The 15,295-nt window shown below is 66.2% G+C and carries 8 protein-coding genes; 4 read left to right on the forward strand and 4 right to left on the reverse strand.

What is annotated here, in order from left to right:
• The 3 genes from JQ635_RS27520 to JQ635_RS27530 all read right to left on the reverse strand — a co-directional run bounded on the left by JQ635_RS27520 (position 1) and on the right by JQ635_RS27530 (position 5,307).
• Positions 1–951: a DUF6492 family protein gene (locus JQ635_RS27520; RefSeq protein WP_211412911.1), complete on the reverse strand. Its 951-nt coding sequence runs from the start codon at positions 949–951 to the stop codon at positions 1–3.
• Positions 952–1,045: 94 nt separating this feature from the next.
• Positions 1,046–1,840 (reverse strand): protein-L-isoaspartate O-methyltransferase family protein, encoded by a 795-nt coding sequence (locus tag JQ635_RS27525; RefSeq protein ID WP_211412912.1) that lies wholly within the window; start codon positions 1,838–1,840, stop codon positions 1,046–1,048.
• Positions 1,837–5,307 carry an ATP-binding protein gene (locus JQ635_RS27530; RefSeq protein WP_211412913.1) on the reverse strand — a complete coding sequence of 1,157 codons (3,471 nt, stop codon included), beginning with the start codon at positions 5,305–5,307 and terminating at the stop codon, positions 1,837–1,839. Before JQ635_RS27530 ends, JQ635_RS27525 begins: the two co-directional genes overlap by 4 nt.
• Positions 5,308–5,443: 136 nt before the next feature.
• Between JQ635_RS27530 and JQ635_RS27535 the strand changes: the two genes are divergently transcribed.
• From JQ635_RS27535 to JQ635_RS27550, 4 genes are all read left to right on the forward strand, one after another.
• On the forward strand, positions 5,444–11,881 hold the full coding sequence (locus tag JQ635_RS27535; RefSeq protein WP_211412914.1) for a non-ribosomal peptide synthetase: 6,438 nt from the start codon (positions 5,444–5,446) through the stop codon (positions 11,879–11,881).
• A 142-nt stretch (positions 11,882–12,023) separates the two neighbouring features.
• Complete coding sequence (locus tag JQ635_RS27540; protein ID WP_211412915.1) at positions 12,024–12,191, forward strand: hypothetical protein; 168 nt, start codon at positions 12,024–12,026, stop codon at positions 12,189–12,191.
• Positions 12,192–12,436: 245 nt separating this feature from the next.
• On the forward strand, positions 12,437–13,168 hold the full coding sequence (locus JQ635_RS27545; protein ID WP_211412916.1) for a 4'-phosphopantetheinyl transferase family protein: 732 nt from the start codon (positions 12,437–12,439) through the stop codon (positions 13,166–13,168).
• Positions 13,165–14,145 carry an LLM class flavin-dependent oxidoreductase gene (locus tag JQ635_RS27550; protein WP_211412917.1) on the forward strand — a complete coding sequence of 327 codons (981 nt, stop codon included), beginning with the start codon at positions 13,165–13,167 and terminating at the stop codon, positions 14,143–14,145. Before JQ635_RS27545 ends, JQ635_RS27550 begins: the two co-directional genes overlap by 4 nt.
• A 58-nt stretch (positions 14,146–14,203) precedes the next feature.
• Here JQ635_RS27550 and JQ635_RS27555 read toward each other — a convergent pair whose 3' ends face one another.
• Positions 14,204–15,229, reverse strand: coding sequence for a histone deacetylase family protein (locus JQ635_RS27555; protein ID WP_211412918.1), 1,026 nt, complete (start codon positions 15,227–15,229; stop codon positions 14,204–14,206).
• Positions 15,230–15,295 lie beyond the last annotated feature (66 nt).

Raw genomic sequence — 15,295 nt, forward strand, 5'->3', positions numbered from 1 at the left:
CTAGCTTGTTTTCGGCGTCTCGAACGCGGGCGTGTCTCCGATCTGATCGGGAGCCAGGCTCGGACTGCGCCTGTCAGCCGAGTTCAGCCTGAAGACGTCGCGGATGTCCTCGATCGAAGTCGAGGAATAGGACTGGATGCAGAGCGCGACCTGCTCGGGGGAAGCTGCGCGCATCATCGCTTCGATCGCCGGGCGGTCGAGGCGCGTGTCGTCCCAGTGCGACACCGCGATGCTGTCTTCCGTCACCCGATGTGCCGCAAGATGCTCCGGCGAACTGGCGACGAAGTTGCCGTAAAGCAGATACTCCGAAAACTTTTTCTTCCGGCACAGCGCCAGAGCCCAGCTCAAGCCCGTCGCCGACTTGATGGCGTCGGTCATCGCGCGCGCGGCATCCTTGTCCCAGACCAGCGCGTTGCCGACATAATCGTCGGCCGGGAACGAGCGCTGCTTGACACCGAGAAGCTGATCGACGGTGCGCAGCCACAGCACATGCAAAGGATGATCGGCGTCGATCCCCTGGCGCGTGACGAAGAGCGGCGTCTTCTCGCCGCCGGCATACTGGCCGACGTCGAATTCGCGGAAAAACAGATTGTCCGAATCCAGGATGCAGACGCGCTGCTCGGGCGCGTTGAGGACGCCGGCGATCTTCAGGATCTGCTGGATGTGCCAGCCGTGCACGGGCGACGACAGCAGCGACAGCCAGACGCGTCGTTTGCTGATGAACTGCAGCGCCGGCGGCAGCGCGAATAGCCATTTCGGCAGGTAGCGCGAGGCCGGAACGATGACGCGCTTGTCGGATGCGAATCGCTCGAACAGCGGCACATCCTCATCGTTAACGAGAACATAATGCCGCGTGTATCCCGTCAGCCAGGTGTCGATGCTCTCGCTGAGCAGCGAAAAGCGTTCGATATCCTTGGCATAGCTCGCAGTCAGCAGGGCAACGGAATGCATGGGCGCGCTCGGATGGCGGTCAGGCCGCACTCATAGCCGCACTGCGAGATGCTGGAAACTCACAAACGGAATCAAGGTAAAATGAAACGAAGAATTAGCCATCCGACGGCAGCCCCTGCTCGAGCCCGCGAAAGCGCAGCGGCGCCAGAGCGGCGGCGCGCTGCCACCAGTCGGCGACGCGGTCGTCGAGCGCGGTCACGCCGCGGCCCTGGCCGGGGAAAATCCTGATCTGCTGCACCGCCTCGGCCTCGAAGCCCCTCGCCCGCCGCGTGATCTTGATCACCGCACCTTCGCGGTCCCGCTGGGTCAGCGGCACCAGAAGCCGGCCGCGCGGACGCAGCGACTGGAGCCAGTGCGGATGCGGGTGCGAAAAGCCGGCATGCACGATGATCACGTCGGCGACTTCACCGATCAGATCACGTCCATCACCATGGACCACCTCGACATTGGCATAGGCGTGAAGGAAACTTGCCGCGCGGGATGCCAGACGCTCGTCGCATTCGATCGCATGCACGCTGCCCTTCGGGCCGACCATCTTCGACAGGATCGCGGAGAAATAGCCTAGCCCGCAGCCGACCTGGACAACGCGGTCCTTCTCCCTGATGTCGAGCACGTCGATGAAATGCGCCCAGAGGCTCGGCAGGCCGGTGTCGAGCTTGCGGCGCGCGTCGATCGCGACCAGCACATTGTCATAGAGATGAATGGGATCGGCGTCCGGCGTCAGCCGATAGCTGCGCGCCGCCTCGCTCTTGATGCGCCAAGGGCCTCTGGCCAGAAAATCCTCACGCGGAACGGAGGCGAGCGCGCCGAGCAGACGCTTCGAGGAAATCCGCTCGCGCCTGGCAATCAGCTCCACATAGCGCGCACGCGCGGCGGCAAGATCGCTCATCTCGCCGCATCGGCCTGTTCACGGACCGGCGCATCCGCATCGAGCTCGTTGACCAGCTGCATCGCCTGCTTCAGGTCCGGCGTGTAAAAACCCTCGCTGAACCTGTTGACGATCGGCACGAGCAGGAGACGTGCGTGCTCACGCTTGCCGGCCTGGTGCGAGAGGCGCGCCAGGCTGACGGCGGTGCGAAGCTCCCAGGACAGCGCGCCCTGCTTGCGCGCGGTCTCCAGCGACAGAGCGAACAGGTCCTCGGCCTCCTGCACCGAGGCCGGGTCGCCATCCGACAGCGTGATCTCGCCTTGCAGCCGATAGACCTCGGCGAGATAGGAATGATCGCCGGTCCGCCGCGCGGTCGCGAGCGCGCCGTCGAGCGCGCGCAGGGCAGCTTCGCGCATCCCGACCTTGGCATAGGCTTCAGCCAGCAGGCAACGGAACCAGCAGCCGGCGAGCCAGGAATCCATCGCCTCGTATTCGTCGAGGCCGAAGCGCATCTGGCTGAGACCTTCGTCGGCGTCGCCGAGCTGCGTCAGTGCCCATCCGCGCAGGATCGCGGCCTGCTGCTTCCAGTGCAGGAAACCGTGTTCGGTGGCGATGATCATGGCGCGGTTGGCGTGGTCGCGCGTGCCCTCGACGTCGCGCAAATGCTGGCAGAGATACGCGCCGAACACCAGCGCGAAGGCGAGCGTGAAGGGATGGCGGATCTTCTCGGCATTGGCGATCGCCTGCTCGCTGTGCTGGCGCGCCGCGTCGGGCCGGCCGAGGAACCAGAGCAGGTAGCCGAGATAGGACAGCGAGACGACGCCGGGATCGGTGCCGTGCCGCTCCATCAGATCGGAATGCAGATCGGGGCTGTAGAGGTTGATGCAGCGATGCAGATGATGCTGCGCGGCCGCAAAGCGGCCGCGATAGAGCATGGTCATCGCGATCGAACGGTGCGCCTCGATCAGGTAGCCGGTCTGCTGCGCCGGCAGCGACCGTTCGTTCAGCCGCTGGCGCTTGGCGAATTTCAACAGCTCGACGCTGAGATCGTGCGCGCGGGTGAGGTCGGCGCGAATGAAATGGCACACCCAGAGGCCGCGGGTGGCGGCGAAGGCCTTCTCGTCGTCGTCGAGCTGCTGGCCGAGCTCGAGCGCGCGGATGTAGTTCTCCTCGACCTCCTGCACCGCATAGCCCTTGGCGGCGATCAGCGCGTTGCCGAGCGCGATGCGCAGCTCGAGCTCCATCTCGTCGGCGCCCTGCATGCGCGCATTGGCCTGCACGACGCTCAAGCCGCGGCGCAGATGGCCGATCGCCTCCAGATTGGCGCCGCTCCTGGCCGCCTGCTTGCCGGCCTTGAGCCAGAAGCTGGCGGCGCCCTCGCTCTGGCCTGACTCGGTGAGGTGATGGGCCAGCAGCTCCGGCTCGCGATCGGTCTTCTCCGGATACATCTCGCCAAGCACCTGCGCGATGCGCGCATGCAGCTTGCGGCGCTCGCTGTGCAAGAGGCTCGCATGCGCGGCGTTCTGGATCATCACGTGCTTGAACGAGTAGAGCGCATCCGGCGGATGGCCGCGCCGCATGACCAGCCCGGCCTCCTCCAGATGGTTGAGCGCGGCCTCGATCTGCTCCGCCGGCGTGTTGGCGACGGCCTGGAGCGTCTCGTAGGAGAACTCGCGACCGATGGTCGCGCCGATCTGCGCGATCCGCTTGAACGGGCCCATCCGGTCGAGCCGCGCCATCAGCGAGTCCGTCAGCGTCGCCGGGATCGCCAGTTGCCGCCACGGGCCCGACAGCACGTAGCGCCCGTGCCGCTCGGTCAGGAGGTTGGATTCCAGAACGGTCTTGGTGAGCTCTTCCAGGAACAGCGGCACGCCGTCGGTCTTGACGATGATCTCCTCGACGACCTCCTTGGGCAGCTCCCGTCCGGCGACACGCTCAACCAGCGTCGTGCGCAGCTGCCGGCTCAGGCGGTTGAGCACCAGGGTGGTGATATGCGAATGCGCGTTCCAGCTCGGCTGGAATTCGGAGCGCGCGGTGATGATGACCAGGATCGGCCGGTTCTGCACCTGGTCGACGAGCAGGTCGATCACCTCACGGGAGGTCGGGTCGATCCAATGCAGATCCTCGAACGCGATCACCAGCGGCATCTCGCGCGCGAGGCCGAGGAAGTGATTGACCAGCGCCGCGACGGTCGCATCCTTCTGCTGCTGCGGCGACAGATCGAGCCGCGGGTAGCGGTCTCCCGTCGGTATCGACAGCAGCGCGGCAAACAGCGGCGTGACCTGCTCGATGTCGCCATGCGCGGCGGCGATCGCGGTCTCCAGGCTCGCCAGCGTCAGCGCGGAGGTATCCTCGCGGTCGAGGCCGAGGGAGAATTTGAGCTGCTCGGCGAACGGATAGAATGCGGTCGAGGTGTAGTAGGGCGAGCACTGGAACGAGACCTGCCCGTGCCGGTCGCCCGATATCCGCTCGAAGATTTCCTGGATGATGCGCGACTTGCCGATGCCGGGCTCGCCGAACTTGACCACCACCTGGCCGTCGCCGTCCTTGGCCTGCTGCCAGCGGCCCATCAACAGTGCAATCTCCTCCTCGCGGTTGACGAGCGGCGTCAGCCGCGCGCCCATCGCCGCGGCGAAGCGGGTCTCCACCCGCGTGGCGCGCACCACGTGCCAGGCCTGCGCCTTCTCCGAGATGCCCTTCAGCGCATGGACACCGAGATTGCGGTAGTCGAACTTGCCCTTCAGCAGCGACTGCGTCGAGGCGGAGATCACGACGCCGTTGGGCGGCGCCAGGGCCTGCAGACGCGCGGCGAGATTGACGGTTTCACCGACCGCGGAGTCGCGCTCTTCGGTGCCCTGCCCGACGAGGTCGCCGACCACGACGAGGCCGGTCGCAATGCCGATGCGGACAGCGGGCGAATGGCTGAGCGCGCCGCGCGGCTCGATCGCGCGCGCGGTCGACAGCACCCGCACGATCTCGAGCCCCGCACGCACCGCACGCTCGGCGTCGTCCTCATGCGCGGTCGGATAGCCGAAATAGACGAGGATGCCGTCACCGACGAAACGAGCGGCAAAGCCCTCGTAATGCTTGACCACGCGGACGCAGGTTTCGCGGAAGCTCGCGATCATGTCGCGCACGTCTTCCGGATCGAACTGCACCGAAAGCGAGGTGGAATCGACCATGTCGCAGAACATGGTGGTGAGCTGGCGCCGTTCGGCCCCGACCTCCGCCCGGGCCTGCGGGCGTGCCGGCGCGGCCGGCGGCTCCGCCGTTTCAGCCCGGAACAGCGCCGCCATCGCCCGCTGGAGCCGCTTGCGATCGCCAAGCGGCAATCCGAGCTCGACCAGATCGGATTCGGTGAGATCCCCCAGGACGTCGAGATCGAGGCGGTGCTGTGCAAAAAGATCGGAGTAGTGGCCGAGCCCGACGCCCTCGAGCCAGCGCTTCAGCCCGCCTTCCGTTGCCGTGCCCGGCTCATTCTCCAGCATGGTGATTCTGCCCGACCTTCACTCCGTCGAAGGGCTTTGGGACCCCTCAACCACAGATTTCGGGCCCCGAACTTCACCTCAGACTGGACGCGTTCCCTAACTCTTGGGAAGAATAGCCCAATCAGATCAAAAGGGAATGGCATTGTCGGACATTGCATCCGGAGCGGGATCGGTCGGCGCGAGCCTGGAAACGAAGACATTTTCCCATATCGGCGGCCTTCTCGACTTCTACGCCTGCAGGAGTCCTGCGGCGCCCGCGATCCTCGCCCCTGGCCGGCCGGCCCTCACCTACGGCGCGCTAGGCGAGCGGACGCAGGATCTCGTGCGCACGCTGCGCGGGCTCGGCATCGCGCCTGCGGACAGGATTGCCGTTGCGCTGCCGCGCGGCGCCGACAGCGCGCTGGCGCTGATCGCGGTCGCCTCAAGCTGCGCCTGCATCCCCGTCAATCCCGACCTGACCGCGGACGAGCTGCAACGCTATTTCAGCGAATTGAAGCTGACGGCACTCGTCACCCGCGCCGACATGAACTCACCGAGCCGTGATGTCGCCAAGGCGCTCGGTGTCGCGGTGATCGATTTCGTGCCGGGGCCGAAAGACGATCTCGGCGGTTGCACCTTCATCGGCCCGACCGTCGGGCCGGCGAGCGCGAGCGGCGCCTCGCGTGGCGACGACGATGCCTTCATCCTGCTGACGTCGGGCACGGCAGCGCGGCCGAAGATGGTGCCGCTGACGCATCGCAACGTGTGCCTCTCTGCCTATAATGCCGGCCGCGTGCTGTCGCTCACGTCCCATGATCGCCTGCTCAACGTCCTGCCGCTGTTTCACGCCCATGGCTTGATCTCCGGCCTTCTGACCGCGCTCGCCGCCGGCTCCAGCGTGGTCTGCACCGACGGCTTCGACGCCTTGTCCTTCTTCAGCTGGATGCGGGAGCTGCAACCGACCTGGTACACGGCGGTGCCGACCATCCATCGCGCGCTGCTGACGGCGGCGGAATCCGACCCTAGCCGCGTCCGGGCCTCGTCGCTGCGCGTGATCCGCTCGGCCTCGGCCTCGCTCGCGCCCGCGATCCTTTCCGGACTGGAGGCGACGTTCGGCGTTCCCGTGCTCGAGACCTACGGCATGACGGAGGCGGCCTCGCAAATCGCGGCCAATCCGTTCGAGCTGCGCAAGATCGGATCGGTCGGCCGCGCCGCGGGGCCCGAGATCGCGATCATGGACGAGACGGGTCGTACGCTCGCGAGCGGCGAGCACGGCGAGATCGTGCTGCGCGGAGCGAACATGACGCGCGGCTACTATAATGACGAGGCGGCGACGCAGGCCGCCTTCCGCGATGGCTGGTTCCGGACCGGCGATCTCGGCTATCTCGATGCCGACGGCTATCTCTTCATCGTCGGCCGCATCAAGGACGTGATCAACCGCGGCGGACAGAAGGTCTCGCCGCTCGAGGTGGAGGACGTGTTGCTCGGCCATCCGGCGGTGCTGGAGGCCGGCGTGTTCGCCGTTCCGCACCCGAAGCTCGGCGAGAACGTCGCTGCCGTCGTGGTGTTGCGGCCGAATTCCGAGGCGAATTCGGACCAGCTGCGCCAGTTCGCGCGAAAGCGTCTTGCGGCGTACAAGGTGCCGAGCCTGATCCGCAGCGTGGCCGCGCTGCCGAAGGGCGCCAGCGGCAAGGTCAAGCGTAACGCGCTCGCCGGGTTGATCGCGGAGCCGGCGGATGCCGGCGAGACGCGCCTGCCGCGCAATGCGCTGGAGACGCAGCTCGCGGAGATTTGGGCCAGCTTGCTGGAGCTGCCGCAGGTCGGCATCGACCAGGACGTCTTCGCGCTCGGCGCGGACTCGCTCGCGGTGACGCAGATGCGCTCGCGCCTGCGCGAACGCTTCAACGTCGACTTCTCCTTCGAGGACATTTTTGATTGCGCCACGGTCTCGGCGCTTGCGGCCCGGCTGGAGACCGCAGCAAGCCATCGCGACGCGGCGTTGCCGGCGTGGCGCCAGGCGGCGGCAGCGGACGCGCCGCTGTCGTTCCAGCAGCAGCGGATGTATCTGCTCTCGCGGCTCGACCCCACCCGCTACAATTACAATGTCGTCGAAGTCGCACTGCTCAAGGGCCCGGTCGACGTCGCCGCACTCTCCGCGAGCCTCGCCGCGATCTGCGCGCGTCACGAAGCGCTGCGCTCGGTCTTCATCGAACGGCAGGGCGAGCCGGCGCAGCGCGTGCTGCAATCCCCGCCGCGGTTCGAGCTGATCAAGCTCAAGCCCTGCGCCGCGGACAAGCGGGTGGCAAACATCCGGAGCGAGGCGCTCGAGCTTGCGCAATACAAGTTCGATCTGGCGCACGAGCCGCCGCTGAAGGTGACGCTGCTATCGTTCGACAAATCCAGCCACGCGCTGGTCGTCAACGTGCATCACCTCGTCACCGACGGCTGGTCGCAGCGGTTGTTCTGGGAGGAGCTCGCCGCCCACTATGCCGCGGCACACAAGAAGGACGTGGCGGCGCTGCCCTCACCCACCTTCCAGTATCGCGACTTCGCACTCTGGCAGCAGGGCTGGGCGCAGACGCCGGCGGCGAAGGAGCAGCTCGATTACTGGCGGGCGCAGCTCGACGGCGTCACCACGCTGCCGCTGCGGACCGACCGACCGCGGCCGGAGGTCTGGAGCGGTCATGGCGCCCGTCACTATTTCGAGTTCGCAAGGACGCTCTCGGGCGACATCCGTGCGCTGAGCCAGGCCCAGGGCGTCACGCCCTTCATGACCCTGCTCGCGGCCTTCCAGTGCCTCTTGTTCCGCCACACCTCGCACGAGGACGTCGCGACGGGATCGCTGATCGCCAATCGCAACCAGATCGAGAGCGAGCGGCTGATCGGGCTGTTCGCCAACACCCTGATCCTGCGCAACGATTTTGGCGGCGATCCGAGCTTCGGCGAGATGTTGCGCCGCGTGCGGCAGGTCACGCTCGATGCCTACCGCAACCAGGATCTTGCGATCGAGGAGGTGCTGCGCGCGCTGCAGGTCGCGCGAAGGACGGACGGCAATCCGCTGTTTCGGATCATGTTCATCCTGCAGAACGCCTCGATCGAGGCGGCGCGCTTCCCCGGCCTGTCGACGCGGCGGCTGGAGGTGGACCCGAAGGTGGCGCGCTTCGACATCACGCTCGAGCTCGTCGAGGCCGACGGCCGATTTACCGGCTTCTTCGAATACGCCACCGATCTGTTCGACGCGGCAACGATCGAAGGCATAGCCGCGCAGTTCAAGACCCTGCTCAAGGCCGTCATCACAGATCCGGAACAGCGCATCTCGCGCCTGCCGCTGCTGACCGAGGCCGAACGCCGGCAGCTGCTGGCGAAAGGGCATGGCGTGCCGGCCAACTTCACCACGCGCGGCAATCTCTGCGAACGTTTCGAGCGGCAAGCGAAGAAGACGCCGAACGCGATCGCGGTGTCGGACGGAAACGCATCCCTGAACTATCGCGAGCTGGCGCGCCGCAGCCAGGCGATCGCACGCTGGCTCCTGCGCGAGGGCGTCGGGCCCGAGACGGTGGTCGCCTTGCTCGCCGAGCGCAGCCCCGACCTGCTCGCCGCGATGATCGCGGTACAGCGCGCGGGCGCGGCCTTCCTGAACCTCGATCCGGACCAGCCGACCGCACGACTGGCGACCATCCTCGGATCGAGCTGCGCCCGCGTGCTGCTGACCGGGCGTGCCCAATCGACCATGGTCGAGGCGCTGCTCGAGCCGCTGGTCGAGCGCATCCAGGTGGCCGAGCTCGACGACATCATCGCGCCAGGGGCGACCAAGCCGGCCCGCGCCGCGCGGCGCGCAGCCTCAAGCCTTGCCTATCTCATCTATACGTCCGGCTCCTCCGGCGCGCCGAAGGGCGTCATGATCGAGCAGCGCGGCCTGTCGAACCATCTGGCGTCGCTGATTGCCGAGCTGAAGCTGTCGCCCAAGGACGTGATCGCGCAGACCGCGCCGCAGAGTTTTGTCATTTCGGTCTGGCAGTTCCTCGCAGGCCCCATGGTCGGCGCACGCGTCCACATCTGTGGTCAAGCGATCGTGCAGGACCCGATCCTGCTCGCGCGGGAGATCGAGCGCGAGCATATCACCGTGCTCGAGATCGTCCCGTCGCTGCTCCGCGTGATCCTCGATCGCATGGACGAAGCCCCCATCCAGCGTGCCTTCGCGAAGTTGCGGCTCCTGATCTCGACCGGCGAGCCGCTGCCGGTCGATCTCTGCCGCGACTGGTTCGCCCGCTGCCCGAAAGTGCCGCTGATCAACGCCTATGGGGCGTCGGAATGTTCCGACGACGTGTCGCTGCATCGTCTGACCAAGGCGCCGGCGATCGCGACAGGCAACGTTCCGATCGGCGCGCCGCTGCCGAACACCCAGCTCTACGTGCTCGACGCCGACCTCCAGCCGCAGCCGGTCGGCGTGACCGGCGAGCTCTGCATCGGCGGCGCCGGAATCGGCCGCTTCTATGTCAACGATCCCGCGCAGAGCCGGCAGCGTTTCCTGCCCGATCCGTTTTCACGCCAGGCCGGCGGCCGCCTCTACCGCACCGGCGACCTCGCCCGCCGCCGCACCGACGGCACGATCGAATGCCTCGGCCGCGCCGACCATCAGGTCAAGGTCCGCGGCTACCGCATCGAGCTCAAGGAGATCGAGAACGCGCTTGCCGACCATCCGAGCGTGCGCGCCGGCATCGTCGAGCCGCGCCGCGAAGCCGGCGGCGATGTCAGGCTGATCGCCCATATCGTCGCCAAGCCCGGCAGCCGGGTCAGCGCCAGCGAACTGCGCGACTTCCTGAAGGGCCGGCTACCCGGCCATGCCATTCCGTCCGCCTTTTTGTTCCTGGACCGGGTGCCGCTCAATGCCCATGGCAAGATCGATCGCGCCGCGCTGCTGGCGCCCGCACAACAGGAAGCCGCTATGCCGGACGCGGCCGTGCCGGCGCGGCGTTTCACCGAAAAGGTGCTCTCCGACATCTGGATCGACCTGCTGAAGGTCGAGAGCCTCGGAGTGACAGACAATTTCTTCGATCTCGGCGGCCATTCGCTGCTGGCCGGCCAGGCGATGGCACGCGTCGCCCGTGCGCTCGGCGTGTCGCTGCCGATCAAGACCATCTTCGAGGCGCCGACGGTCGAAGAGCTTGCCCGTCGGGTCGACGAGGCCGTGGCAGCGAAACCGCACAAGCCTGCTGCAAGCGTGTCGCGGCTGATCGAGAGCGGACCGCCGACACTCTCGGTCGCGCAGGACCAGATGATTCGCATCGAGCGGAACCTGCCGGGCCTGCCGCTGTTCAACCTGCCCTTTGCCTTCCGTCTCCAGGGCCCGCTCGATCCGGCCATCCTCGCGCAAGCCTTCGGCGACATCGTGCGCCGCCACGAATCGCTGCGGACCGGTTTCGGCTGGAACGGCGAAGAGCCCGTCAGCCGCATCGCCACCCCCAGCGAGCTCGGCCCCGTGCTCACCGTCGAGGTCATTGGCGACGGGCAGCCGCACAACAACAAGCGGCGCAAGGCGCTCGAACTCAGGAAGATCGATCTGCTGGTCGAGCAGGAAGCCTATACCCCGTTCGACACCGCGCGGCCGCCGCTGCTGCGGGCGCGGCTGTTACGGCTCCATGCCGACGATCACGTGCTGCTGCTGACGCTGCATCATGCCATTGCCGACGGCTGGTCGATCGGCGTGCTGTTCGAGGAATTGTCCGGCCGCTATGCGGCGCTGGCCGGGCGCCCCGCGGCGCCGCTGCCCAAACCGCCGCCGGCCTTTTCGGACGTCGCGCGCTGGCAGCGCTGGTGGTGCGGCACGGATGCCGCCCGTCGCCAGGCCGCCGACTGGACGGAGAATTTGCGCGGCGCGGCTGCGGTCTTCGAGGGCGAGGCAAGCCCCGGCGCGTCCACCGGACACCATCCGCTCGGGCTCGAGCCCGATCTGATCGCGCGACTCACGACGTTCGCCAGTCAGCACAACGGCACGCTGTTCATGTGCCTGCTGACCGGCCTGAAGGCCCTGCTGCTGGCGCGGACCGGCCGCACCGACATCTCGGTCGCCACCGCCATGGCCAATCGCGCCCAGCCGGACACCGACCGCATCGTCGGCCCGTTCGAGAACACGGTGATCGTCCGCACGACAATCACCGCGGATCTGTCGTTCGCGCAGGCCCTGGGCCGGGTGCGCCAGAGCGTGCTCGATGCGCATGCACGGCAGGAGCTGCCGTTCAACATGCTGGCCGACCATCTGGAGCGGGAGGGAATCGACCCGGCCGCACTGCTCCAGGTCTATTTCACGCTGCAGAATCCGCTGCGCCAGCCACTCGACCTGCCGGAGATTGCGGTGCAATCAATTGGAAACGTCGCGCGCGAGGGCCAGCCGGTGCTGCCGATCGATCAGACCTGGCTGTCGCTGATGCTGAAGGAGCGCCCGACCGGAATCACGGGTTCATGCAATTACAAGCACGAGCTGCTCGACGGCGGCACGGTCCGCGCATGGATGACGGATCTCGTCGCGCTGCTGGAGGCGGCCGTCGCCCAACCCGGCACACCACTCGGCCGATTGCTCGCGCGCAAGGCGGCATGACCGGCCGTACACGAGGGCGAATACAGGTTCACTCGTCAAAGCTGTGCATGATCAAGTTGCATCTTGATTATTTGGCGCCACCGCGCAAGATTATTCCCGCCTTTTTGATTTGGACGATTATTTTCAACCGGGGGAGTTTGTTATGGGTTTCATCAAATTTACCAAGGGCACCTCGTTGAGCGACAAGGACCGCAAGGCCCTGCAAAAGCTGTTGGCCGGCGAGAAGAAGAAGCTCCAGTCCGCACTGAAGGACGTCGACGCCAGCCTTTCGATGCTGGGCGGATCGAAGAAGGCCAAGAAGAAAAAGTAAGACTAGTCGGCAGGGACGCCGCACCAATCTTCAGGCTTCATTTTTCGGCCTCCGGTTTTCAAATTATGCCGCTCGCTCGTCGAGTTGGGGTCTCGCACAAGCTTGCGCCTGTAAACCGGCCTGCAAATCGACAAGAATTTGCCTGGGTGGACCGCTAAGACCGGTCCACTGGTTGATTCTTGCTCAGTTGATTCTTCCGTCAGAGCCGGGGATTTGGCCCCTGCCTGACGCCAAAGGCCCAATTGATGGCAGACGACAGAATTGAACTGTTTGTCGGACTGATCGCGACCATTGACGCGCCGGGCGCAGCCGATGCGTGCCGACGGCTGCTCTCGGTCGACGAACGGATCCGCGCCGACCGCTTCAAGTTCGAGCGGCATCGGCGGCAATATATATTCGCGCACGCCATGCTGCGCCTGGCGCTGTCCCAGGCCGCGCCGAATGTTGCTCCCACCGACTGGTCCTTTGGGGCCGGCCGCCATGGGCGACCGTTTGTCGCATCGCCCAAAACCTCGACCGCGCTGCATTTCAGCCTGTCGCACGCCGACGGCTGCGTTGCCTGCGTCGTATCCGGGCACGAGGCGGTCGGCGTCGACGTCGAAACCGTGTCACGGCGTGTCGCCCCGCTTTCCACCGCGAATCGCTTCTTTGCGCCGGAGGAGGTCGAAACGCTGCGCAAGCTACCGGAGCCGGCGGCGATCGAGCGCTTTTTCGACTATTGGACGCTCAAGGAGGCCTATCTGAAGGCCAGAGGCTTCGGGCTCAACCTGCCGCTCGACGCCTTCGCGATGCAGGTGTCGCGCGAGGCCATCGAGATCAGCTTCAAGCCTGATATCGCCGACGATCCTTCGGGATGGCGCTTCTCGCTGTGCTCGCCCTCGCCCTCGCATCGCCTCGCGATCGCCGACGGTTCCCGTGCGGACGGCGGCCTTCCCATCAGCCGCAATGCCTGGCCGCTCCAGGAAGCGGCTGAATGACGACCTCGCGGCTGCGCGTCTTTCCCGCGATCTCGCGCAACCGCGATCCCAAGCAATATGTCGGCGAGTTGATGCGGGTGGCGGAGTTCGCCGACCGCAACGGCTTCGAAGGCATTCTGCTGTTCGAAGGCAACGACGTGTTCGTCGAGCCATGGGCCATGGCCCAGCACGTCATGGCGAAGACGACGCGGAGCTCGCCGCTGATCGCCGTCAACCCGGTCTACATGCACCCGTTCACGGCGGCGAAATTCGTCTCGTCTTTTGCGCAGCTCTACGGTCGCAAGGTCTATCTCAACATGATCACGGGGACCGCGGTCAGCGACTTGCAGGGCCTCGGCGACGAACAGACCCATGCCGACCGCTATGTCAGGCTCGGCGAGTTCGTCGCGCTGATGCGCCAGCTGCTCTCGAGCCCGCGGCCGGTGACTATCGAGGGCCGGTTCTACCGCGCGAGCAACCTGCAGCTTCGCCCGCGCCTGCCGGCGGAGCTGATGCCGGAATTTTTGATCGCCGGCCAATCGGAAGCAGCGCAGCGCGTGGCGAAAGAGACGGGCTGCATCAAGATGCAGATGCTGCCGCCCGATCTCGATCATGGCCTCGCGGCACCCGGCATGAACTTCGGCATCTTCGCACGCGAGAACCGCGACGACGCGCACCGGGCGGCCAAGGCGCGCTTCCGCGACAACCCCGACGATCGCGAGCTGCTCGCGCTCACCGTGGAGAACAGCGACTCCGTGTGGAAGCGGCGGCTGTATGAGGGGCAAAGCGGCGAGCTTCAGGACAATGGCTACTGGCTGCTGCCGTTCCTGACCTTTCAGGCCGACTGCCCCTATCTCGTCGGCAGTTATGAGGAGATTGGCGCCAAGCTGAGGGCGTTTGCGGCGAAGGGCCTGACCACGGTCATGCTCGACATGGTCGCGGACGAGACCGAGATGCAGCACGTCTGCAAGGCGCTGGCGGCGAGCGGGATGTTTTGAGCTTTTCTCCCGCTCCCCGCCTTCGCCAAGGCTTCGGCGAGACAAGCGCGGGCCAAACTCACCGCGCCTCTTCGAATCCGGCCAGCACCGAAGTCAAATTCGCGCCGAGGATATCCGAGAGATAACCGCCCTCCTGCACGAACACGGTCGGCAGGCCCATCTTGGCGATGGCCTGGCCAATGCGGCGGAAGCCGGGCGTGGTAACGGCAAGGCCCTTCAGCGGATCGTGTTCGGAGGCATCTAAGCCGAGCGCGATGACGAGGGCTCCGGGCGCAAAGGATTCGATCGCCTTGTGCGCGACGTCCATCGCCTGGATGTAACCGTCGTCGCCGGTGCCGATGGGAAGCGGAATGTTGAGGTTGGTGCCGAGGCCGGGCCCTTCACCACGCTCATGCGCATAGCCCCACACGAAGGGATAGTACGCGACGGGATCGGCATGGATCGAGATCGTGTAAACGTCAGGCCGCGCGTAGAAGATGCCTTGGGTGCCGTTGCCGTGATGGACGTCGACGTCGAGGATCACGACGCGCTCGTGCTTGAGCCGCAGATGCGCCGCCGCGATCGCGCTGTTGTTGAGGAAGCAGAAGCCGCCGGCCATGTCGCGATAGGCGTGATGGCCGGGCGGACGGCAGAGCGCGTAGACAGCATCCTCACCATCCATCACCATTTGCGCGGCGGTGACCGCAACGTCCGTTGCGGCACAGGCCGCGGCCCAGGTGCCCGGACCGATCGGCGCCGCGGTGTCGGCGGTGTGCCAGCCGAGCTTGCCGACGATGTGGGTGGGATAGGTCGCGGCGTGGCGCACGGGATGGATGTTGCCGATCATCTCCGGACCGGAATCGCCGAGCGCGGTCCAGGCGTCCCAGGCTTCGCTCAGGAACGTCAGGTATTCCGGGCTGTGGATGCGTGCGCGCGGCCCCTGCCCGAACTTGGTCGGCTCGACCAGTTGATGCTTGCCGTCCTTCAGGCCCTTGAGCAGGCGGTCGGCGCGCTCGGGCTGCTCGGTGGTGCGCTTGACGACACCGCGAACCAGGAAGAATTGCGGATCGTGGCTGCGGTGCAGTTCAGTATGGACGGCTTTCACTCAAACACTCCGTGGTCGCGTGCTGGATTCTTGTTCTGACGCGTTTTCTTTACGCGAACCGGTATC

The organism is Bradyrhizobium iriomotense, from assembly GCF_018130765.1.
Classification (GTDB): Bacteria; Pseudomonadota; Alphaproteobacteria; order Rhizobiales; family Xanthobacteraceae; genus Bradyrhizobium; species Bradyrhizobium iriomotense_A.

What these genes read in the sequence shown, in the direction of transcription:
- JQ635_RS27520 (WP_211412911.1), bottom strand. Translation starts at nt 951, where the DNA reads ATGCATTCCGTTGCCCTGCTGACTGCGAGCTATGCCAAGGATATCGAA.
- JQ635_RS27525 (WP_211412912.1), bottom strand. Translation starts at nt 1,840, where the DNA reads ATGAGCGATCTTGCCGCCGCGCGTGCGCGCTATGTGGAGCTGATTGCC.
- JQ635_RS27530 (WP_211412913.1), bottom strand. Translation starts at nt 5,307, where the DNA reads ATGCTGGAGAATGAGCCGGGCACGGCAACGGAAGGCGGGCTGAAGCGC.
- JQ635_RS27535 (WP_211412914.1), top strand. Translation starts at nt 5,444, where the DNA reads ATGGCATTGTCGGACATTGCATCCGGAGCGGGATCGGTCGGCGCGAGC.
- JQ635_RS27540 (WP_211412915.1), top strand. Translation starts at nt 12,024, where the DNA reads ATGGGTTTCATCAAATTTACCAAGGGCACCTCGTTGAGCGACAAGGAC.
- JQ635_RS27545 (WP_211412916.1), top strand. Translation starts at nt 12,437, where the DNA reads ATGGCAGACGACAGAATTGAACTGTTTGTCGGACTGATCGCGACCATT.
- JQ635_RS27550 (WP_211412917.1), top strand. Translation starts at nt 13,165, where the DNA reads ATGACGACCTCGCGGCTGCGCGTCTTTCCCGCGATCTCGCGCAACCGC.